At 59.8% G+C, this 19,295-nt stretch carries 24 protein-coding genes and 1 pseudogene; 14 read left to right on the forward strand and 11 right to left on the reverse strand.

Annotation, left to right across the window (positions count from 1 at the left end; genetic code table 11):
- Window positions 1–43 precede the first annotated feature (43 nt).
- The 4 genes from QTL94_RS15685 (at window position 44) to QTL94_RS15700 (ending at window position 4,366) form a co-directional block, all read left to right on the forward strand.
- Window positions 44–295 carry a hypothetical protein gene (locus tag QTL94_RS15685; protein ID WP_141684029.1) on the forward strand — a complete coding sequence of 84 codons (252 nt, stop codon included), beginning with the start codon at window positions 44–46 and terminating at the stop codon, window positions 293–295.
- A gap of 126 nt (window positions 296–421) precedes the next feature.
- Window positions 422–2,476: an RNA polymerase sigma factor RpoD gene (rpoD, locus tag QTL94_RS15690; RefSeq protein ID WP_113520706.1), complete on the forward strand. Its 2,055-nt coding sequence runs from the start codon at window positions 422–424 to the stop codon at window positions 2,474–2,476.
- A gap of 205 nt (window positions 2,477–2,681) precedes the next feature.
- Entirely contained in the window at window positions 2,682–2,975 is a 294-nt protein-coding gene (locus tag QTL94_RS15695; protein ID WP_289802503.1) for a GYD domain-containing protein, read from the forward strand.
- A 119-nt stretch (window positions 2,976–3,094) separates the two neighbouring features.
- On the forward strand, window positions 3,095–4,366 hold the full coding sequence (locus tag QTL94_RS15700) for a DUF930 domain-containing protein (RefSeq protein ID WP_289802504.1): 1,272 nt from the start codon (window positions 3,095–3,097) through the stop codon (window positions 4,364–4,366).
- Window positions 4,367–4,413: 47 nt separating this feature from the next.
- Here QTL94_RS15700 and blaOXA read toward each other — a convergent pair whose 3' ends face one another.
- Window positions 4,414–5,226 carry a class D beta-lactamase gene (gene blaOXA, locus QTL94_RS15705; RefSeq protein WP_289802505.1) on the reverse strand — a complete coding sequence of 271 codons (813 nt, stop codon included), beginning with the start codon at window positions 5,224–5,226 and terminating at the stop codon, window positions 4,414–4,416.
- 107 nt (window positions 5,227–5,333) lie between these two features.
- Between blaOXA and QTL94_RS15710 the strand changes: the two genes are divergently transcribed.
- Both QTL94_RS15710 and QTL94_RS15715 read left to right on the forward strand, forming a co-directional pair.
- The gene (locus QTL94_RS15710; RefSeq protein ID WP_289802506.1) at window positions 5,334–6,218 is read left to right on the forward strand and encodes a LysR family transcriptional regulator; all 885 of its coding nucleotides are present in this window, start codon (window positions 5,334–5,336) and stop codon (window positions 6,216–6,218) included.
- 198 nt (window positions 6,219–6,416) lie between these two features.
- Window positions 6,417–6,578: a hypothetical protein gene (locus QTL94_RS15715; RefSeq protein WP_198928745.1), complete on the forward strand. Its 162-nt coding sequence runs from the start codon at window positions 6,417–6,419 to the stop codon at window positions 6,576–6,578.
- A 57-nt stretch (window positions 6,579–6,635) separates the two neighbouring features.
- On the opposite strand, the gene QTL94_RS15720 is transcribed toward QTL94_RS15715, so the two are convergent.
- Complete coding sequence (locus tag QTL94_RS15720) at window positions 6,636–7,496, reverse strand: helix-turn-helix domain-containing protein (RefSeq protein WP_289802507.1); 861 nt, start codon at window positions 7,494–7,496, stop codon at window positions 6,636–6,638.
- Window positions 7,497–7,628: 132 nt separating this feature from the next.
- On the opposite strand from QTL94_RS15720, the gene QTL94_RS15725 reads away from it, so the two are divergent.
- Both QTL94_RS15725 and QTL94_RS15730 read left to right on the forward strand, forming a co-directional pair.
- Window positions 7,629–8,561: a phytanoyl-CoA dioxygenase family protein gene (locus tag QTL94_RS15725; RefSeq protein WP_289802508.1), complete on the forward strand. Its 933-nt coding sequence runs from the start codon at window positions 7,629–7,631 to the stop codon at window positions 8,559–8,561.
- Between the two features lie 85 nt (window positions 8,562–8,646).
- Entirely contained in the window at window positions 8,647–9,027 is a 381-nt protein-coding gene (locus tag QTL94_RS15730; protein ID WP_289802509.1) for a DUF427 domain-containing protein, read from the forward strand.
- A 126-nt stretch (window positions 9,028–9,153) separates the two neighbouring features.
- On the opposite strand, the gene QTL94_RS15735 is transcribed toward QTL94_RS15730, so the two are convergent.
- Window positions 9,154–10,179: a porin gene (locus tag QTL94_RS15735; protein ID WP_289802510.1), complete on the reverse strand. Its 1,026-nt coding sequence runs from the start codon at window positions 10,177–10,179 to the stop codon at window positions 9,154–9,156.
- A gap of 484 nt (window positions 10,180–10,663) precedes the next feature.
- Between QTL94_RS15735 and QTL94_RS15740 the strand changes: the two genes are divergently transcribed.
- Window positions 10,664–11,620, forward strand: coding sequence for a LysR substrate-binding domain-containing protein (locus QTL94_RS15740; protein ID WP_289802511.1), 957 nt, complete (start codon window positions 10,664–10,666; stop codon window positions 11,618–11,620).
- A gap of 12 nt (window positions 11,621–11,632) precedes the next feature.
- Here QTL94_RS15740 and QTL94_RS15745 read toward each other — a convergent pair.
- A pseudogene (locus QTL94_RS15745) lies at window positions 11,633–12,084 on the reverse strand (VOC family protein).
- A 198-nt stretch (window positions 12,085–12,282) separates the two neighbouring features.
- Between QTL94_RS15745 and QTL94_RS15750 the strand changes: the two are divergent.
- From QTL94_RS15750 to QTL94_RS15765, 4 genes are all read left to right on the forward strand, one after another.
- Complete coding sequence (locus tag QTL94_RS15750) at window positions 12,283–12,636, forward strand: DUF1428 domain-containing protein (protein ID WP_289802512.1); 354 nt, start codon at window positions 12,283–12,285, stop codon at window positions 12,634–12,636.
- A 78-nt stretch (window positions 12,637–12,714) separates the two neighbouring features.
- A complete protein-coding gene (locus tag QTL94_RS15755) occupies window positions 12,715–13,137 on the forward strand; it encodes a secondary thiamine-phosphate synthase enzyme YjbQ (protein WP_289802513.1) in 423 nt (140 codons plus the stop codon).
- 102 nt (window positions 13,138–13,239) lie between these two features.
- On the forward strand, window positions 13,240–13,542 hold the full coding sequence (locus QTL94_RS15760; protein ID WP_289802514.1) for a hypothetical protein: 303 nt from the start codon (window positions 13,240–13,242) through the stop codon (window positions 13,540–13,542).
- A gap of 151 nt (window positions 13,543–13,693) precedes the next feature.
- A complete protein-coding gene (locus tag QTL94_RS15765; protein WP_113522405.1) occupies window positions 13,694–14,050 on the forward strand; it encodes a hypothetical protein in 357 nt (118 codons plus the stop codon).
- A gap of 101 nt (window positions 14,051–14,151) precedes the next feature.
- Here the strand turns inward: QTL94_RS15765 and QTL94_RS15770 are convergent, their stop codons facing one another.
- From QTL94_RS15770 to QTL94_RS15780, 3 genes are all read right to left on the reverse strand, one after another.
- A complete protein-coding gene (locus QTL94_RS15770) occupies window positions 14,152–15,108 on the reverse strand; it encodes a DMT family transporter (protein WP_289802515.1) in 957 nt (318 codons plus the stop codon).
- Window positions 15,109–15,239: 131 nt separating this feature from the next.
- Window positions 15,240–15,716, reverse strand: a complete 477-nt coding sequence (locus tag QTL94_RS15775) for an NUDIX hydrolase (RefSeq protein WP_289802516.1) — start codon at window positions 15,714–15,716, stop codon at window positions 15,240–15,242.
- A gap of 19 nt (window positions 15,717–15,735) precedes the next feature.
- Window positions 15,736–16,029, reverse strand: coding sequence for a hypothetical protein (locus QTL94_RS15780; RefSeq protein WP_244499557.1), 294 nt, complete (start codon window positions 16,027–16,029; stop codon window positions 15,736–15,738).
- A 360-nt stretch (window positions 16,030–16,389) separates the two neighbouring features.
- On the opposite strand from QTL94_RS15780, the gene msrC reads away from it, so the two are divergent.
- A complete protein-coding gene (gene msrC, locus QTL94_RS15785) occupies window positions 16,390–16,878 on the forward strand; it encodes a free L-methionine (R)-S-oxide reductase MsrC (protein ID WP_289802546.1) in 489 nt (162 codons plus the stop codon).
- Between the two features lie 12 nt (window positions 16,879–16,890).
- Here the strand turns inward: msrC and QTL94_RS15790 are convergent, their stop codons facing one another.
- From QTL94_RS15790 to cydB, 4 genes are all read right to left on the reverse strand, one after another.
- The gene (locus tag QTL94_RS15790; protein WP_065693489.1) at window positions 16,891–17,241 is read right to left on the reverse strand and encodes a ribbon-helix-helix domain-containing protein; all 351 of its coding nucleotides are present in this window, start codon (window positions 17,239–17,241) and stop codon (window positions 16,891–16,893) included.
- A gap of 24 nt (window positions 17,242–17,265) precedes the next feature.
- A complete protein-coding gene (locus QTL94_RS15795; RefSeq protein ID WP_065693490.1) occupies window positions 17,266–17,862 on the reverse strand; it encodes a DJ-1/PfpI family protein in 597 nt (198 codons plus the stop codon).
- A gap of 154 nt (window positions 17,863–18,016) precedes the next feature.
- Window positions 18,017–18,127 (reverse strand): cytochrome bd-I oxidase subunit CydX, encoded by a 111-nt coding sequence (gene cydX / locus QTL94_RS15800; protein ID WP_018857158.1) that lies wholly within the window; start codon window positions 18,125–18,127, stop codon window positions 18,017–18,019.
- 12 nt (window positions 18,128–18,139) lie between these two features.
- Window positions 18,140–19,294 carry a cytochrome d ubiquinol oxidase subunit II gene (gene cydB / locus QTL94_RS15805; protein ID WP_289802517.1) on the reverse strand — a complete coding sequence of 385 codons (1,155 nt, stop codon included), beginning with the start codon at window positions 19,292–19,294 and terminating at the stop codon, window positions 18,140–18,142.
- Window position 19,295 lies beyond the last annotated feature (1 nt).

Below are 19,295 nucleotides of genomic sequence, written 5' to 3' on the forward strand. Positions count from 1 at the left end.
TCGAGACGAAGAGCCTTTTTGCCGTTGCCTGCAAGAATCCCGGATGCTCTTGTCTTCTCCTGGTGACATCCTATCTATGGATGGCAATCGCGTGAGCGGTGCGGAGCCTGTGGATAAGGCATTTTCCGAGTTTTCTGAGGCTTTTTTTCTGGAAAAGCTTGACGAGAACAAAAATTATGGGAATCACCGTTCGACTTGCAAAGCGGTGAACTGGGTCAAGGGCGGATCGCACAACCATGGCCGGACATTTGGTAACAACAAAGCTCTGTCGTCCGGCGCCGGCAATCGTGGTTAATCAGGCATTAAATCTCATCCCGTTAGGTGAGAGCATGTGATTCGAGACGGCCGCTTGCGGGGCTGGCTCCTAATACGGCCGTTCACCGCGGCGGATTTGAATAGCGTCAGGAAGGCGACGACATAAATGGCAACGAAGGTCAAAGAGAACGAAGAAGCGGAAGTCGAACGCGACGGCGGCACCGACGGCCCTCTTCTCGATCTTTCCGATGACGCGGTCAAGAAAATGATCAAGGCCGCGAAGAAGCGCGGCTATGTGACGATGGACGAGCTCAACGCCGTCCTGCCGTCCGAGGAAGTGACGTCCGAGCAGATCGAAGACACGATGGCGATGCTGTCCGACATGGGCATCAATGTCATCGAGGACGAGGAAGCCGAAGAAGCCAACGCCGGCGGCGGCGATGACGACGATTCCGGCTCCGACGACGACAACGAAGGCGGTGAGCTTGCTCCTTCCGGCGGTACCGCACTTGCGACCGCCAAGAAAAAAGAGCCGACTGACCGTACCGACGACCCGGTTCGCATGTACCTGCGCGAAATGGGCTCGGTCGAACTTCTGTCGCGCGAAGGCGAAATCGCGATTGCGAAGCGCATCGAGGCTGGCCGTGAGACCATGATCGGTGGTCTCTGCGAGAGCCCGCTGACGTTCCAGGCGATCATCATCTGGCGCGACGAACTCAACGAAGGCACGACGCTGCTGCGCGAGATCATCGATCTCGAAACGACCTACTCCGGTCCGGAAGCCAAGGCTGCCCCGCAGTTCCAGAGCCCCGAGAAGATCGAGGCTGACCGCAAGGCTGCCGAAGAAAAGGAAAAGACGCGCCGCACCCGTTCCGGCGACGACGACATCACCAATGTCGGCGGCGAGGGCCTGCCTCCGGAAGAGGAAGAAGAGGACGAGGACGAATCCAACCTGTCGCTGGCCGCCATGGAAGCGGAACTGCGTCCGCAGGTCATGGAAACGCTCGACATCATCGCCGAGACCTACAAGAAGCTGCGCAAGCTGCAGGACCAGCAGGTCGAGCAGCGCCTCGCTGCCACCGGCACGCTGTCATCCGCCCAGGAGCGCCGCTACAAGGAACTCAAGGATGAGCTCATCAAGGCCGTCAAGTCTCTGTCGCTGAACCAGAACCGCGTCGACGCCCTCGTCGAGCAGCTCTACGACATTTCCAAGCGACTGATGCAGAACGAAGGCCGCCTGCTGCGCCTGGCGGAATCCTATGGCGTCAAGCGCGACAGCTTCCTCGAGCAGTATCAGGGCGCCGAGCTCGATCCGAACTGGATGAAGTCGATCGGCAATCTGGCTGCGCGTGGCTGGAAGGAATTCGCCAAGAGCGAAAACACGACGATCCGCGACATCCGCCAGGAGATCCAGAACCTCGCAACGGAAACCGGCATCTCGATCGCCGAATTCCGTCGTATCGTGTCGATGGTGCAGAAGGGCGAGCGCGAGGCGCGTATCGCCAAGAAGGAAATGGTTGAAGCGAACCTTCGCCTCGTGATTTCCATCGCCAAGAAGTACACGAACCGCGGTCTGCAGTTCCTCGACCTCATTCAGGAAGGCAACATCGGCCTGATGAAGGCGGTCGACAAGTTCGAATACCGTCGTGGTTACAAGTTCTCGACCTATGCGACGTGGTGGATCCGTCAGGCGATCACCCGTTCGATCGCCGACCAGGCGCGCACGATCCGTATTCCGGTGCACATGATCGAAACGATCAACAAGATCGTTCGTACCTCGCGCCAGATGCTGCACGAAATTGGCCGCGAGCCGACGCCGGAAGAACTGGCTGAAAAGCTCGCCATGCCGCTCGAAAAGGTCCGCAAGGTCCTGAAGATCGCCAAGGAGCCGATCTCGCTGGAAACGCCCGTTGGTGACGAAGAAGATTCGCATCTCGGCGATTTCATCGAGGACAAGAATGCGCTTCTGCCGATCGACGCCGCCATCCAGGCGAACTTGCGCGAAACGACGACGCGTGTTCTGGCATCGCTCACGCCGCGCGAGGAGCGCGTGCTGCGCATGCGCTTCGGCATCGGCATGAACACCGACCACACGCTTGAGGAAGTCGGCCAGCAGTTCTCGGTTACCCGCGAACGTATCCGTCAGATCGAGGCGAAGGCGCTGCGCAAGCTGAAGCACCCGAGCCGCAGTCGCAAGCTGCGCTCGTTCCTGGACAGCTAGGATCGACACCGTATCACTAGAAAAAGCCGGGCTTCGTGCCCGGCTTTTTCTTTGGTTCGGGCGACTGGTGCGCGGCTGCTTTCGTTGTCTCCCTTTGGCGAGAGGAGTACAATGCCGGCCACGGGGGAAGGGACCGACCGCAGCGCTTGAGCGAAGGTCGCCAATTAGCCTGCGTGGACCAAGACCCTCCGTCGGGAGGTGTGCAATGACCACATATATCGTTCTCATCAATTGGACCGATCAGGGCATTCGCAATGTTCGCGATTCCGCCAAACGCCTCGACGCGGCCAAGAAGCTGCTCGGGGACATGGGCGGTTCCTTCCAACATTTCTTCTTGACGCTAGGCGACCATGATCTCGTTGCCATCTGCGAGGCACCGGATGATGCGGTCATCGCCCGTTTCGGTCTTTCGCTCGGCATGGCCGGCAATGTCCGTACCCGGACGCTGAAGGCGTTTCCTGAAGCGGCCTATCGGGAAATCATAGGCTCGCTCGGATAGCCGAACAAACCGGCCGGCGCCGCAATTTGCCCGGCATGCCATTTTTCTGCTTTTAAGGCTTGATGCTGCCTTTTTAAAAGGCCACATCGACTGCTGGTTTTTGATCAACGTACGTGGGCATGCCGAAGATTCTGGACAGACGCTGGGGAGTGTTCGGCTGGGGCGTTTTCGCCTCCGTGTTGTTGCACCTTTTCGTCGGCGCTATTTTCTTCCTGGAACTACCTCGCCCAACTCCGAAGCCGGAAGAGGAAACCGTCAGCGTCGACCTCGTGCCGCCCCCCGAGGAGAAGAAGCCGGAGGAGAAAAAGCCCGAAGAACAGGCGGCGCTGAAGGTGCCGGACGAGCCGAAGCCCGAGGAGAAGAAGCCCGAGCAGCCGCCGGCGGCTCAAAAGCCCGCCGACGAGCAGAAGCCGGAAGAAAAGAAGGCCGAGGAGAAACCGCCGGAGCCACCAAAGGAAGAGGCCAAGGCCGAGCCGCCACCGAAGCCGCTCGAGGAGAAGCCGCCGGAACCGCCCAAGCCGCCAGAAGAGAAACCGCCAGAGCAGAAGCCACCTGAAAAGCCGCCGGAAGCAAAGCCGGAGGAGAAGAAGGCGGAAGAGCCACCAAAGCCCGATCCCGCCGAACAGGCGAAGGCCGACGAGCAGCCTAAGGGCCAGGAAGGCAAGCCGCAGCCGATCCAGCCGTTGCGGCCCGTCTTTGAATTCGGAGACAAGGCGAGCGGGGAGAGAAAGGCTGAAGATGGCGACGCCTCGACCGAGACCGGCAAGCCTGCTGCGGCACCCGACGCTGAAAAGCCTGCAGACGATCCAGTATCGGCGGGCAAGCCGGATGCCGGAGACACGCCGCCAGCCAAGCCCATGCCTGACGACATCAACCTACCGCAGGTCGATGTCGCCGATGCGCACCAGGAGAACAACGGACCGCCTGCCGAAGCGACAGGGGTGGTGACGACCGAGATCACGCAGGCCAAGCCCACTGATGCCGCGAGACCGGATCCCACAGCCACGGCCAAGCCGGCTGCCGACCCGCTGACCAAGGCGAAGAAGCTCTACTCGCAGAACGACACGGGCGGCGCGGTGGCCAGGACGGCGATCGATGGCCTGCCGCGTGGCACGCGCGTCGCTCAGCTTTGCAGCACTGAACTGGGCGAGCAACTCAAGCATTCGCCGCAGGGATACCGGCCGGAGCTACTTCCGTCCTCCTCTCGGCTGTCGCAGGGAACGGTGCTGGAAATCAAGCGCGGTGCCTTCCGCGCCAGTGCACGCTGGTATGACGTGAGCTTTCGCTGCGAGGTCGATGCCGAAGGCACGAAGGTTGTGTCGTTTGCCTATGACGTCGGCTCTGCGATCCCGAAGTCGCAGTGGCGGAGCCGAGGATTCCCCGATTTCTGATCGCGACGCGCCGGAAGCCTGTCGTGGCCTCCGGCGACGCCCACCTGTTATTTCCCTGCGCCTGAGAGCATGGACGGCAGCTCGGAGAGAAGCGCATCGCGGGCGCGAACGCCTGCCGTGCCTTGGAGCTTTCTGTCATCCTGTATCAGGCGAGCGAAGACGACAGCGCGATCGCCCTTCTTCGCCCAGCCGACATACCAGCCCCAGGGATGCTGTTCGTCGAAGGTGTAGTCCGGGTTTCGCGGGTAGGCCATTCCGGTCTTGCCTTGAACGGTCCAGCCGCCTTGATCGGGCATGGTCTCGACCACCTTCAGCGTCATGTCCATTGCGTGGGCGCTGACCGGAAGGTCGCGGTTCACCAGCTTTCTCAGAAACGCGATCTGTTCCAGCGGCGATATCTTCAGCGACGAGGCGATCCACGCACGGTCGAGGCCGTTGTTCTTGCCGGCGTCGCCGGAGAAGTCGGCGTTGCCGTAGTTCAGCTTGGTCGCGTAGTCGTGCAGTGTCTTTTCGCCGAGCGCGTGCGTTATGCGCTGCGAGAACCAGACGACGGAGTATTTGAGCCAGCGGACTGCATCTGTCGGCTGCTTCCAGTTGTCGCCGCCCCAATCGACATCGCCCTTGCGGAAGGGAAGCGTCGGGTTGTGCTCGTCCTTGAGAAAGCCGGCGTCATAACCGATGACGCTGAGCGCGACCTTGAAGGTGGAGGCCGGTGTCACCCGACCGGTGCAGTCGCCTTCCTGGACGATCGTTTTGCCTGTCTTGGCATCCGCCACGACCGTACAAATTGTTTTGGCCTGAGCCACGGACGCAAGAAGTCCGGTGGCTGCGAAAGCAAGGATGGCGGCGCCGAATTTCATAATATATCCTTTGTATCTATCGTTTCTACGAAAGAGCTACCAGCGGTTTGACCCATAGACAAAGGATCAATATTGGGATTAGCCATTAGAAAAACTGGGGCGTCGCCATGGTTCGGCCATATCTTCCCTTGAACGCATTTCGGGCTTTCGAGGCCTCGGCCAGGCATCTCAGCTTCACCAAGGCTGCGATCGAGCTCAACGTCACGCAGGCGGCGGTCAGCCATCAGGTGAACGGTCTCGAGGCGCAGTTGGGCGTTACGCTGTTTCGGCGATTGCCGCGCGGGCTGATGATCACGACCGAGGGTGATAGCCTTCTGCCGGTGCTGCGCGACAGTTTCGACCGGATGGCCGGCGCCGTCGAACGGTTGCGCGACGGCCATGTTCGCGAGGTGCTTGCGGTGGGCGCGGTCGGAACCTTCGCCGTCGGTTGGCTCCTGCCTCGACTGGCCGCTTTTCGGGACCGTTACCCCTATGTCGACCTCCGGCTTTCCACCAACAACAATCGCGTCGATCTGGCGGCCGAAGGGCTCGACCTTGCCATTCGATTCGGCAGCGGTGCGTGGCATGCGACGGAGGCAACGCGGCTTTTCGAGGCGCCGCTATCGGTGCTGTGCACGCCCGAGATCGCCCGTGATCTGAGGGAGCCGGCAGATCTGCTCGAGAAGGTGCTGCTTCGCTCGTACCGGCCGGACGAATGGAAGCAGTGGTTCGAGGCAGCCGGAGTATCCAATCCCGGGCCGATGCAGAACAGCATCGTTTTCGACACATCGCTGGCAATGATGGAGGCCATTCAGCAGGGGGCGGGCGTTGGTCTCGCGCCGCCGAAGATGTTCGAGCGCTATCTTGCGATGGGTGCGATCGCACAACCGTTTGAAACCAGCGTGTCGATGGGCAGCTACTGGCTGACGCGCCTGCACTCGCGCCCGGTCACGCCCGCCATGACGGCTTTCGCCACGTGGCTTACGGAATTGATCGGGCAATCCGAGCGTTGAAAGGTGACGTCATCCCACTGAAGTTATGGAAATCACAGAAGTTTTGCTTAACGCTCTGGAAGCTTTCGTTAAATGCGCTAGGTTGGCTGTGTCGATCTGATACGGAAACGCCCGCGGCGCGCCGATCCAGTTCGACACAAGCATGACCGCTTAGCTTTGTCCCATCGCCGGATGTTAGCGGCACAAGAGGACAATGAAATGTCGTACGAGATCGAGCGTTTTTTCGAGTTGCAGGATGAGGCGACCAAGGTGGCCCTGATCGAGAGCAAAGGCGACGAACTCACGGACGTTCTGGTTGCCGCTCTGGAAGATGTGGCCGCGATCCTCGCAGGCGATGTGCGGCCTGAAACCCTGCACTAGGCAGCGGCTTCCCTCAGACTGATCTTCTAGCCACTAGGCAGTGCCGTTCCGATGTTGTCATTGCGTGCGGAAAAGGTTGCGGTATTCACGCGGAGCCATGCCCTTGAGGCTGCGAAACTGCCTGTTAAAGTTTGCCAGCGAAGCATATCCGATGACATCGGCGATGTAGCTGATTGGCTGCGCTGTGCCCGACAGACGGGCGCAGGCATCGCCGATCCTGATATGCGTGACGTAGTCCGAGATTGTCTTTCCTGTATGCCTGAGGAATAACCGGTGCAGCCCGGAAACGCTGAGGGCCGCGATGTCGGCCAGTTCAGGCAATTTGATCGACCGCGTGTAATTCGTGTGAATATGCGTCAGGACGCGGTCGATGCGGTCCCGGTTTTCGCCGGGAGCATCCTGCAGGGCAGGCGTGCTTGCGAGTGGCTGTGACGCATCGGTCGAAAGACGGTTGAGAACTGTCAGCAGTGTCAGCAGTCGTTCAGCCGGTGAGCACGAAAAGAGACTTTCGAACATGCTGCGGACCGCCGCGGCCGCCGTCGGCGTGAATTGCAGTCCGCGACTGGCGCGCGCAAGCATGGTTGAAAGCGGACGGAACTCGATGAAATCGTGCACTATCTGCTGCGCCCAATCGGGATGAAACCATATGACGAGCGCGATGTGCGGTTCGCCGGCCTCGATCTTTTCACGCGAAAACCAGGTGTGTGGCAGGTTGGGGCCAACCAGCACGAGATCGCCGTCGTGATATTCGCCGACATGGTCGCCAATGAAGCGCTGGCCGCGAGAGTTGAGCGTCAAGGTCAGTTCGAATTCGGGATGATGATGCCACTGGAAGGGGATCGCATCGTCCAGCCTCCGGTTCAGGCGGCTAAGCGAGCTGTCCGGCTCGAGCGTCAGTTTTTCGAGATAGGGTCTCATCCAGCATCTCAATCCTACAGGAAGCCAGAATAGTATCAGACGCGGCCATATGGCCACAACATTCTTCCTCGCGGACGGCTACGCTTCATCCATCGCCTGATCAGACAGGGATTGCGGAAATGGAGGGACTACATGCAACAGGCATTGAAGCGCGACGCTCACCCGACGTCATCGACCACGACGCAGCTGAAGGACATCCAGAAGGCGATGCCGCTTCGAGTGCTGTCGGAAGCGGATTGGCAGCATTGGATTACCAAGGGCTATGTGATCGTGCGGCAGGCGGTGCCTGCGGAGAATGTCGAGCGACTTGCCGAGGTGCTCTGGCGCTTTGACGAGAAGGAGCCCAGCGACCAGTCTACATGGTACGCGCCGCAGCGGCGCGAACACAAGATGAAGGAGCTGAACAACACCGGGATGCTGGAGATCTATAATCACCAGGCCTTGTGGGACAATCGCATGCAGCCGCGGGTCTACGGCGCCTTCGTCGACATCTGGGATCGTGAGGATCTTTGGGTCACGATCGACCGCGCAAACCTCAACCCTCCGAAAAAGCTCAAGGGCAATCCGAACGGCTTTATCCATTGGGACGTCGATACATCGATCCGCCCCTTGCCGATCGGTGTTCAGGGCGTGCTCAGCCTGAAGAAGCAAGATGGCGATGTTGGCGGCTTCCAGTGCGTGCCCGAGCTGTTCGAGCATTTCGAGGAGTGGGTGAAGACGCAGCCGGACGATCGCGATCCGATGCATCCTGATACGACAGGCTTGTCGGTCGTCAATATCGACATGGAACCCGGCGATCTGATGATCTTCAACTCGCTGCTGGCACACGGGGTGCGTCCGAACCATTCGGACGATCGCGTGCGCATGGCGCAGTACATCTCGATGCATCCGGCCGAATATGACAACGTCGCGGAACGGGAAGAACGTATTCGCCTGTGGCGTGAACTCGATCATCCCAAGCGCGACGCTTTCCCGGGCGACCCGCGCGAATGGGAGAGACACAACGCGACGACAGCTGAGTTGTCGCCGCTGGGACGAAAGCTGCTCGGCCTCGACCGCTGGTGACTGATCCTTTGCGGGAGCGCCGACAGCTCCTGCAATTTCTTCGAGCTGCCCCTATATCCTTCCTGAGGGAAAAGAGGAGTAGCCGATGTCAGTCCAGTCGATGAAAATACCCGGCCCTGATCATCCGATTACGATCACGCGCAATTCGTCGCGCGTGATCGTCAAGCTCGGCGGACAGGTGATTGCAGATAGCCACAACACGCTGACGCTCAGGGAATCCACATACGCGCCGGTCATCTACATACCGCGCTCGGATGTGGACCTCAGCCTCGTCGAGAGAACGCACGATCACACCTACTGCCCCTACAAGGGCGAAGCATCGTACTACAGCATCCCCTTGGGCGGAGCGCGCGCCGAGAATGCAATCTGGACCTATGAAAATCCCTACGCTGCCGTCAGCGAGATCAAATCGCATTTCGCGTTCTATCCGGAGCGCGTGGATTCGATCGAAGAGTTGCCGGCCTAGAGAGCGCGGTAAGGAAGGTCCGGCAGGGAAACCGGACCATTCCCCGTAACTGATCGGAGGTCAATCGGATCAGAAAACGCAATACTGGAGGAGCCCCGGGCAAAGCCGGGGCACCGGAAGTTCAGATTAGAACGCGCGCTGCAGACGGAAGAAGCCCGACGTTACTTCGTTGGCGTCATCCGGATCCGTGTAGTTCACGGTTGCCTTTGCGTAGAGGTTGTCAACGATCTGGTAGTCGACCGTTACGCCAACTGCCCAAGCGTCGCCCAGGCCCTTGAAGGACGTCGGGGTAGCCGAGTCTGTGTCGGTTACGTAGTTGCCGAAGTACTGAGCAGCCGGGGTGATCGTCACCTTGTCAGTTGCCTTGAGGGCGTATTCAGCAGCGACGGTCCATTCGGACTGATCGTAGTAGCTGTTGCGACCGCTTGCCCAAGCAGCTGCGAGGCCGATGGTGCCCGGACCAACTTCAACGTAGCCGATACCACGAACGGCGCCTTCTTCGTTGTCGGTGTCGTAGGAACCGATCAACTGGTAGGAGAAGATGCCAGCCTTGCCGCCGAGACCAACAGCAACGCCAACGTTGTTCGCGTTTTCGCCGGGCTTGTAGTAGCCGTCTTCCAGCTCATCAACGCTGACGCCAGCGTAGAAGTCGCCGCTTTCGTACTGATAACGGATCGAGTTGTGCAGCGTCTGGTGGCTGGACAGAACGTCGGTTTCGCCGCTCAGATCGTCATCCCACCAGCTGTAGAACAGACCAGCGCGGATGCCGGCGACGTCGATGTAAGCCGAATCCAGCGTGGTTTCGGTCGAGGTGTTGTCGCCGTTGTTACGCAGAACGATGACGCCGGTGAGCGGGCCGTATTCCGTATCGCTCTTGGCGGTGAACTGTACCTGGGCGCGAGTACGAGCGTTCCAGTCGGAGGTACCCTTCTGATCCGGGCCGCCATAGACTTCGAAACGCAGGTAACCGCCGATCTTGAGGCAGGTTTCGGTGCCGGGGATGTAGAAATAGCCCGTGCCGTACGCGTCGCAGACGCGGACGTATTCTACCGGTTCCGGCTCGGCTGCTACGATTGCGTCAGCAGCGAAGACCGGGGAGGACAGAGCCGCGAGAGCTGCGGCCGAGGTCAACATAACCATCCGTATGTTCATTTGAAATCCATTTCCTTTTCGAAGGGACTGCCGCCGATAAAACAAAAATGATGGCGGCCGTTCCGGTAATTGCCTTTCGGCGCGCGGATCAGCGAACCGCTGACTTTTCATTTCATCCCAAAGTAAATCTATCAATTGAGCAGTGAACGAAATCGAACTTTAAACAGTTTATTTCAATTAAATTGTGGTTTTTAGGCAACAATTTCAATGACTTAGGCGCGCGTCAACGGGAGCGTCGCTGTTGGCGGCGCGTCGAAATCCTGAAGCTGTAGCGAATGCTCTCATGAGCGGTTGAACGACATCGCGGGGAGCGATGCCGACGTGGTTACAGGCGCGAGATAGTACCGCACCGCAGCAAATTGAAGTGCGTCGATTGGAACGCAATGTTCCAAATTTGGAACGACGCTTTGGTTCTTGGCATTATTGGCCAAGAAGCGTATTCGGGCGACGGGAGCCTGAATTGCATTATTGAAAGAGACGTACTGTGTCTGCCGCAGAACAGATTTTCCCCGACATGAACGATTTCGTCTATTTCGCAGCGGTCGTCCGCCACGGCGGTTTTTCTGCCGCGGGGCGCGTTCTGGGTCTGCCGAAATCCAAGCTCAGCCGGCATATCTCGTCATTGGAAGAGCGGCTTGGCGTCCGGTTGATCGAACGAACGGTGCATCGGTTTCGTGTGACGGATATCGGCCATTCGCTTTATCGCCATTGCGAAAACATGCTTCGCGAGGCCGAGCGCGCCGCCAAGACCATGAACGACGCAAACGGCGAGCCGCAAGGCGTTGTCCGTATCGGTGTGCCGACGGGCCTGCTCGAAGGTTCCTTCGGAACTATGCTGCCGCGGTTCCTTTTGATGTATCCGAAGATCCAGCTACAGGTGATCGCAACCGACCAGCGGGTCGATATCATCAACGAGCGAATGGATCTCGCCATTCGTGCGCAGCTGATCGATGAAACCGATTCAGAGCTGACGATGCGGGTGCTGAGCAAAGTGGATCTGATTCTGGTGGCGAACAAGGAACTCGCGAAGACACTGCCGCTGAATGGCGGCATCGAGTGTCTGGCCGATGTGCCGACGGTCTCCTTTACCGGCGCGATGGCGGAGTGGAGGGATGCCGACATCTGGGAGTTCAAGGGCCCCGATGGCGGGCTCCACAGGCATGAGCACAGACCGCGCATGAGCTGCCGGAGTGTCCATGCGGTTCTTGCCGCGATCGAATCGGGGGTCGGGGTGGGGCTGCTTCCGGATCACATTTGTGCTGACGGCATTCGCGATGGAAGCCTCGTGCACCTGCTGCCGGACTACCAGATGTCCCAGGCTACCATCTATCTCGTGTTTACCGCATCGCGTGGTCTGCCCACGGCCGTTCGGGCCCTTGTCGATTTCCTCGTCGATGAGTTCCGGACGTTCCGGGTGACGATGCAGACTGCGGATGCCTAGCTGCGGCGAATCTCAGCGCGCATAGGCTTTGTCCAGTGCTGAAATGTCGATCTTGACCATCTGCATCATGGCAGCCTGCACCCGCATGGCCTTCTCGCCATCGGAATCATTCAGATAGCGCATGAGCGCGTCGGGAATGATCTGCCATGATACGCCGAAGCGATCCTTGAGCCAGCCGCACTGCTGCGGCTTGCCGCCATCGAGCAGGTGTTCCCAGTAATAATCGACCTCGGCCTGATCACCGCAGCGCACGAAGAAAGAGATTGCTTCGGTGAACTTGAATTGCGGGCCGCCGTTCAATCCCATGAAGCGCTGCCCCTCAAGTTCGAAGGTCGCAGCAAATGCCCGCCCGTCCGGCCCCGCTTCACCTGAGCCTCGCCGGCGTTTCTGAATATTCCCGTGTAAAAGGCAATCGCTTCATCGAGCTGGCTGTCGAACCAGAGGCATGGGGTGATTTTCTGCATTGGCTTGTCCTCCTGCGCACTATCTGTGTCTGGGACGAACGAAGGGGAGGTGGAACGACGCTGATCCTCGCTTTTTCCAATCGGAAAGATCACGCGACCTTGCTCCTCTCGCGAGGCGCCTATTCTTAAGGGAGGTGTCGGATCCGCCCAACGTCGTTCGTCCTTGATCGTGGATGCAACAAACAAGGGAGTGAGAGCATGTCGTATGTCGATGGTTTCGTCGTCGCAGTGCCAAAGCAGAATATCGAAGCCTACAAGGCGTTCTCGGCGACAACAGGGGCGATCTGGAAAGGTTATGGCGCCAAGGAATATGTCGAATGCCTTGCCGACGATGTTCCCTATGGCGAAGTGACCTCCTTTCCGCGCGCCGTGCAGGCCAAGGACGACGAGATCGTTGTCTTCTCGTGGATCGTTTACGAATCGCGCGCGGCACGGGACGAGATCATGTCGAAGGTTATGGCCGATCCGCGGCTGCAGGGGGATGAATGGAAGGCGATCTTCGATGGCAAGCGGATGATCTTCGGTGGCTTCGCGCCCTTCCTGCGCCTCTGAAGGCGACGTGCCGGCATTGACACGAGGCGCCCTCGGGCGCCATTTCGGTCGGACGCAAGGTCCGCCGGAGTATTTGTCATGCCGCAGAAAATGATCGCTCTATCGACGCGCGGGCAGGGGCTTTACGAGTTCACCGACGCGGCGGCTTCATTCGTTCGCTCGCTCGACGCGGATGAAGGATTGCTGACCGTTTTTGTTCGGCACACTTCCTGCTCGCTGCTGATCCAGGAAAATGCCGATCCTGATGTTCGCACAGACCTCAACGCATTTTTCCGTCATCTTGTGCCACCGTCCTCTGACCCGTCAATGCGTTGGATCGTCCATACGATGGAGGGGCCCGACGATATGCCGGCGCATATCAAGGCAGCGCTGACCCAGGTTTCGATCGGTATTCCTGTTTCCGCAGGGCGCATGGTGCTTGGCACCTGGCAGGGAATTTATCTGTTCGAACATCGGGATCAGCCACATCGGCGCGAAGTGGTGCTGCATTTCAGCGGCTGAACGTGGGGTGAATGGCCGGTTCGAAGATCGTTCATTTTCAGATGGTTATGGTCAACACAATCCCGCAAGGGAGATTGATGAAACCGATTTGAAAGTGCCACCATGCGTTATTTGTTTGCCAGGGTTACCTTTGCGGCTCTTGTCGCGCTTGCCTCCATTCCCTCCACGGCTTCGACGGCAGCCGCTGCCTCTCCGGAGCGCGCGTCGGTCATCGGTATTCAGTATCGCCCGGTTCATGGCTGCTCTCCGGTGCAGGCCGTACAGAAGGCACGCTGGGCCGGCTTGCGCAATGCGCGGGTAACCAACATCACGCCTCGCCGGGTCGTCGTGTCCGGTCGCAGCTATCGCGCTTGGGAGCAGATGTCCTTCGCCAACGTTCGCGGGTGCCCGTTGCTTCGCCGCTGATCGGTCGTCCCCATGCTTCGCCTTAGCGACGCCATTTTCGGGCTGCTTTGTGCGAATCGCATATGAACATGCACATCCGGAAGACTGCTTCCGACCAATAAGAATGAATCGAATGCGTTGCGGCCCAGGTCGCGCGAACATGGAGACTTCGATGATGCAATTTCTGACCAAGGCGGGCTTTGCCTTGGTGCTCGCCGCCGGCACATTTGCCGGGGCAGTGGCACCGGCCTCCGCTCAGGTGGATGTCTATATTGGTGACGGTCGCCCGCCACCGCCTCGCGGCTACTATCGTCCACCACCGCCACCGCCGCCACCAGGCTACGGCTACGGTCGCCCGCGTGGGTGTGATCCGCGCATGGCTGAAGATATCGCTCGCGACTATGGCTTTCGCCGTGCCCGCGTCGTCGATGTCACGCCCCGCCGCGTGATCGTCCAGGGTTGGACGCGTCGCGGTGCTGACGAGATCAGCTTCGGCAATGTTCGCGGCTGCCCGGTCTGGCGCCGATAGTCGCCAGTTTCGATCTCAGATCGCTTGAAATGAAACACCCTGCCTGCGCTACCGCGCGGCAGGGTGTTTTCGTTTCAGGCAAGATAGCAAGCGAGATGCGATCAGGCCGTTTTTCTCTGTGCTTCGTCAGCGTCGATCGATGTGGCAAGGGGGGCCTGGCTGTCAGAGGACACAACGGCCCTCGGCAGCGGTGTCCCACGCTTGCGCTCGCGAGCCAGCGTCAGCAGTCCCGAGCAGATGATCAGCAGGATGCCGCCCGCCATCGGCAGATCGATCGCGTCGTCGAAGATCAGGTAGCCGAAGGCGATCGCCCAGAGCATCTGGCTGTATTGCGGTGGCGCGACAAGATTTGCGGGCGCGATGCGCGCGGCGGTCATCAGCAGGACGTTGCCCGCGGCGCCAAGCAGACCGTAGCTGGCGATAAACAGCCATTGGTACGGGGTGGGCATCGCAAATTGTGGGATCATCAGCACGCCGCTGACAATCAGCGTGCCCAGGAGCGCTGCGCCATAGAGCGAGAGGCGTTTTTCGGCCGGACCCATCTTGCGCAGAACGACGATCGAGATGGCCGCAGCCAGCCCACCGATGGCGGCCGCGAGATGGCCGATCGACAGTTCGCGAAAGCCGGGACGCAACACCACCAGAACGCCGGCGAAACCGACGGCGACCGCCGCCCAGCGCTGCCAGCGAACATCTTCCTTCAGGAAGATGACCGACAGGATGGTGACGAAGGAGGGGAGCAGGAACAGCAGGCAGAAGGCTTCAGCCATCGGCAGCTTGGTAAAGGTGATGATCGAGGCAATGGCGCCGACAGCACCACAGACAAAGCGCAGCAGCCAGAGCGGGCGGTTCGTCGTTCTCACGACATCGAACCAGGAATCACCCCTGGCCTTGATGAAGGGGAGAGCCGCGATGCCGAACACGGCGCCGATGAAGGCGATCTCGTAGGCGGGCACGCTGCCGTGCAGGATCTTGATCGACGCGTCGCTGAACGCAAACACGGCGTAGGCGGCAAACGCAATGAGAACACCGCGCACCGGCGAAGATATAGCTGTCATGAGGCCAGAATCATTTTGAGGGGAGCCAGAATCACCGTGGCGCGGTCTGTTCCGCAAAGCGAGCGCTGAATGGGAATAGCTGCCATGCACAATCGCAAGCCAGGCAGTGGCTCAGGCGGGAAATTGAGCCGTCAGCCGCCCGCCGATGATGCCGGGAAACGCTCTGCGAATGCGAGCAGGATAGGGCGCTGGCCGGGTAGAAGCTTCACGTCCGCTTCCGGCAGAGTAAACCATGCCGCCCGGTCGACCTCCGGAAACTCTCGCATGGCTCCCGAGCGAGGCGGCCATTCGATGGAGAAGGTGTTGCTCCTGATTGAGGACGCGTCGAGGTCCGCCCTAACCGCCCAGGCGATCACGATCTTGCCGCCCGGTTGTTTGAAACAGCCGAGATCGGTGAACGAGCCATCGATATCGACGCCGATCTCCTCTTTGGTCTCACGTCTTGCAGCCGCAAGATCGTCCTCACCCTCGTTCACGAGGCCCTTGGGAATGGACCAGCATCCCTCGTCCTTCTTCGCCCAGTAGGGGCCGCCGGGGTGAACGAGCAATACCTCGCGGCGATCCTCGTGCTGGCGGCAGATCAGCAAACCGGCACTTCGCTTTGTCACTGTGTCCTCGGTCGCTCGGTCAGTTGGTGCCGCGGCGCAGTGCTGCTCCGTAGTCACGATAGACGCTCAGGCAGTCGGTATAGCTCAGCGACTCGTTGGCGCCATAGATCACATGAGCGCTCGACGCATTGGTTGCGGCCTCCTCCGAGACGAAGAGGATCGCCTCACCGAGCGATTTTCCCGTGATCGGTGCATCCGTACCATCCTCGAGTGTGATCCCTTTGATGATGGCCGCGATCTGGCGGTGGCTGAAAACCGCCTGTCTGTCTTCCGGTGTCATTGTCCTTGCCTCGATCTGAAAATGAATGGTCATATTTGACGGTCGCTGCTCCCTGCGGTGCAACAATGGTTGCCGCTCCTGTCGGTTCGGTGCTTTGACGCGTCATTTAAAATCACTCAGGCGTCGCCGAAGGGGCACTTCCTTTGCCGTCGCCAGCCCTACCAGGCCAAGCCGGAGTTATAGGCTCCATGGCCGCTTGCAGCGGCCCTCGGAATTCGTGACCGCGCCAGAAATAGATATGGTGGGATTGCCGTCCGGCAAGGTCGTTGCGGTCGTAATCACGGTGAATTTAGCGCAAGTGAAGCGGTGCCAGAATGCGGCTCTTCCGATTGGCAAGGGATGCTTGGACCACTATATGGAAGCCATCCCGAAACAAGACGAGCGATGACAGATATGTTCCAGGCGGCAAAGATCGATCACAGCGACAAAATTGCGTTCTATCGGGAACTGAGCCAACAGCTTCAGGGCCTTTTGCAGGGGGAAAGTGACGTGATCGCCAATGCGGCGAACACCTCGGCCTTGATGTTCGAGGCGATGCCGGATCTGAACTGGGCCGGCTTCTATTTTCTGAAATCGCCGGATGAACTGGTACTCGGACCATTCCAGGGCCGAACCGCGTGCGTGCGCATTGCCGTCGGGCGCGGTGTCTGCGGAACCGCCGTCGAAAAGGGCGTTTCGATCCTGGTGGAAGACGTTCACGAATTTCCCGGCCACATCGCCTGCGACGCGGCCTCGCGGTCGGAGTTGGTTGTGCCACTCCATCACGAGGGCAAGATCCTCGGGGTCATCGATCTCGATAGCCCGACCGCCTCGCGCTTCGATACGGATGATCAGGCGGGCGTGGAAGTGCTGGCCAGGATTTTCGTCCAGGCCAGCTACTAGGCGCCATCCCGTTCAATGATATTTCTGCCGTTCGCGACCGAGGATCGCCGGGGCGTTGAGGCCGGCGATCGGTTGGGTGGCGTCGGTCGGGATATCCCCCGTCAGCTGCAGATCGAGATAGCGTGCGCAGCATACTCTGAGAAACGAAGTGAAGTTTCCGAGATCGTGGCCTGCATCGATCGACTCGTGGTGCAGGCGCGTGATCAGCTGCGTGACATTCATGCGGTCGCGCCGGGCAATTTCCTCAAGCTTTGACCAGAAGAAATTCTCTAGGCGAACGCTCGTCACCATGCCATCGATGCGAAGCGAACGCGTCGTGCTCTCCCAGAGCCTGGCGTCCGCCTTGATGAACAGTTCGCACATCCCGTCCTCCTGTCGCCACGCTCCTCAGGCGGCATTCGTTTGTAGCAGGGCTGCAGCGTCTAGCACAGCCATGAACTGTCGCAGCCACGAGGGGTGCGCCGGCCAGGCCGGTGCCGTGACGAGGTTGCCGTCGGATACGGCATCGCTGATCGCGATGTCGGCGTAGGTGCCACCCGCGAGTTCGACTTCGGGCCGGCAGGCAGGATAGGCCGAGCAGGTGCGTCCCTTGAGAACGCCCGCCGCCGCGAGCAACTGCGCGCCATGGCAGATTGCAGCCACCGGCTTTCCTGCCTCGAAGAAGTGCTGCACGGCCTTGATGACTTCAGGATTGAGACGCAGGTATTCCGGGGCGCGACCGCCTGGGATGACCAGAGCGTCGTAGTCTTCAGCGCGAATGCTGGAGAAGGTGGCATTCAACGCGAAGTTATGACCGCGCTTTTCGGAGTATGTCTGGTCGCCTTCGAAATCGTGAATGGCCGTTGCGACGGTTTCCCCGGCATTCTTGCCCGGGCACACGGCGTGCACCGTATAGCCGCAGGCGAGCAGCGTCTGGAACGGCACCATCGTTTCATAGTCCTCGGTGAAATCACCGGTGATCATCAGAATTTTAGAAGTTGGCATTTGTTTCCTCCCGAAACCAACGCGGGAAGAGTAGCAAAGCCGGAGAATGCGCGGGTACTAAGGGAATACTACAGGCGAATATTCTCGTCGGACGCAGAAAAAAGGATGCGCCCTGTGTGGGCGCATCCGATGTCTCGACGGAAAGAACGCAGTGCTACTGCTTCTTCTTCTTGGCCTCATCGTCCATCAGTTCGTACCACATGGCGTTGAGGACGGCGAAGGCGGCCGCGAGCGGCAAGCCAAGGATCCATGCGAAATACCACATCGTCTTTCTCCTTCAGTAAGCGTGGCCGCTCTTGTCGTTGACAGTTCGTTCGTCGACCTTGCCCCAGAGCACTTTGTAGACCCAGGCGGTATAGGCGAAGATGATCGGTAGGAAGATCACCGCGACCACGAGCATGGTGAACAGGGTCGAGTGGCTCGATGATGCATCCCATACCGTCAGGCTCGACTTCGGATCGAGCGACGACGGCAGGATGAACGGGAACATCGAGAGGCCGACGGTGGAAATGATGCCGAAGATCGACACCTTGCTGAAAAGCAGGGCCACGACTTCCCATCTCGCCCGCAGAGCTATGAAGGCTGCCGCCGCGCCGGCGAAGCCGAGGATTGGCGCAATCAGCGTCCACGGGTGCGCACTGTAGTTGGCGAGCCACGAGCCGTCGTGGGTGGCCGTCTTCAGAAGCGGGTTCGACGGGCCGATCGGGTTGATCTCGCTGGTGATGCTGTACCCATGCACCCCAATCGCCAGGAAGACCCCGCCAAGCGCGAAGAGGGCAAGCACGACCAGCGCAGCCAGGCTGCCATAGCTTCTCGCCCGTTCGGCAACCGGACCCGTTGCCTTGAGGATCAGCCAGGCGGCGCCGTGCAAGGTGAGCATGGCCACCGACAACAGCCCGCAGAGCAGGGCGTAGGGGTTCAGCAGGGCAAAGAACGATCCTTCGTAGAAGATGCGCATATCGGCCGGATCAAACCGGAACGGCACGCCCTGCAGCACGTTGCCGACTGCCACGCCGAAGATCAGCGACGGTACGAAACCACCGATGAACAAGGCCCAGTCCCAGTTGTTGCGCCAGCGTGGGCTCTCGCGCTTGGAGCGGTACTTGAAGCCGACCGGACGCAAGATGAGGGCGAGCAGGATCGCGAACATCGCCAGATAGAAGCCCGAGAACGACACAGCGTAGAGGGGTGGCCATGCGGCGAAGATGGCGCCGCCGCCGAGGATCAGCCAGACTTGGTTTCCTTCCCAGACCGGGCCGATCGTATTGATGGCGATGCGCCGCTCGGTATCCGTCTTGGCGACGAAAGGCAGCAGCGTACCGACGCCAAGGTCGAAGCCATCACTGGCGGCAAAGGCGATCAGGAGGACGCCGAGAAGCAGCCACCAGATCATGCGCAGGATGTCGTAGTCTATGAGTTCGTGCAGGATCATG

This window comes from Rhizobium sp. S96, from assembly GCF_030382195.1.
Taxonomy (GTDB): Bacteria; Pseudomonadota; Alphaproteobacteria; order Rhizobiales; family Rhizobiaceae; genus Rhizobium.

Bases quoted from the DNA above. Each gene is read 5' to 3' on its own strand.
- QTL94_RS15685 (WP_141684029.1), top strand. From the start codon at position 44: ATGCTCTTGTCTTCTCCTGGTGACATCCTATCTATGGATGGCAATCGC.
- rpoD (WP_113520706.1), top strand. From the start codon at position 422: ATGGCAACGAAGGTCAAAGAGAACGAAGAAGCGGAAGTCGAACGCGAC.
- QTL94_RS15695 (WP_289802503.1), top strand. From the start codon at position 2,682: ATGACCACATATATCGTTCTCATCAATTGGACCGATCAGGGCATTCGC.
- QTL94_RS15700 (WP_289802504.1), top strand. From the start codon at position 3,095: ATGCCGAAGATTCTGGACAGACGCTGGGGAGTGTTCGGCTGGGGCGTT.
- blaOXA (WP_289802505.1), bottom strand. From the start codon at position 5,226: ATGAAATTCGGCGCCGCCATCCTTGCTTTCGCAGCCACCGGACTTCTT.
- QTL94_RS15710 (WP_289802506.1), top strand. From the start codon at position 5,334: ATGGTTCGGCCATATCTTCCCTTGAACGCATTTCGGGCTTTCGAGGCC.
- QTL94_RS15715 (WP_198928745.1), top strand. From the start codon at position 6,417: ATGTCGTACGAGATCGAGCGTTTTTTCGAGTTGCAGGATGAGGCGACC.
- QTL94_RS15720 (WP_289802507.1), bottom strand. From the start codon at position 7,496: ATGAGACCCTATCTCGAAAAACTGACGCTCGAGCCGGACAGCTCGCTT.
- QTL94_RS15725 (WP_289802508.1), top strand. From the start codon at position 7,629: ATGCAACAGGCATTGAAGCGCGACGCTCACCCGACGTCATCGACCACG.
- QTL94_RS15730 (WP_289802509.1), top strand. From the start codon at position 8,647: ATGTCAGTCCAGTCGATGAAAATACCCGGCCCTGATCATCCGATTACG.
- QTL94_RS15735 (WP_289802510.1), bottom strand. From the start codon at position 10,179: ATGAACATACGGATGGTTATGTTGACCTCGGCCGCAGCTCTCGCGGCT.
- QTL94_RS15750 (WP_289802512.1), top strand. From the start codon at position 12,283: ATGTCGTATGTCGATGGTTTCGTCGTCGCAGTGCCAAAGCAGAATATC.
- QTL94_RS15755 (WP_289802513.1), top strand. From the start codon at position 12,715: ATGCCGCAGAAAATGATCGCTCTATCGACGCGCGGGCAGGGGCTTTAC.
- QTL94_RS15760 (WP_289802514.1), top strand. From the start codon at position 13,240: ATGCGTTATTTGTTTGCCAGGGTTACCTTTGCGGCTCTTGTCGCGCTT.
- QTL94_RS15765 (WP_113522405.1), top strand. From the start codon at position 13,694: ATGATGCAATTTCTGACCAAGGCGGGCTTTGCCTTGGTGCTCGCCGCC.
- QTL94_RS15770 (WP_289802515.1), bottom strand. From the start codon at position 15,108: ATGACAGCTATATCTTCGCCGGTGCGCGGTGTTCTCATTGCGTTTGCC.
- QTL94_RS15780 (WP_244499557.1), bottom strand. From the start codon at position 16,029: ATGACCATTCATTTTCAGATCGAGGCAAGGACAATGACACCGGAAGAC.
- msrC (WP_289802546.1), top strand. From the start codon at position 16,390: ATGTTCCAGGCGGCAAAGATCGATCACAGCGACAAAATTGCGTTCTAT.
- QTL94_RS15790 (WP_065693489.1), bottom strand. From the start codon at position 17,241: ATGTGCGAACTGTTCATCAAGGCGGACGCCAGGCTCTGGGAGAGCACG.
- QTL94_RS15795 (WP_065693490.1), bottom strand. From the start codon at position 17,862: ATGCCAACTTCTAAAATTCTGATGATCACCGGTGATTTCACCGAGGAC.
- cydX (WP_018857158.1), bottom strand. From the start codon at position 18,127: ATGTGGTATTTCGCATGGATCCTTGGCTTGCCGCTCGCGGCCGCCTTC.
- cydB (WP_289802517.1), bottom strand. From the start codon at position 19,294: ATGATCCTGCACGAACTCATAGACTACGACATCCTGCGCATGATCTGG.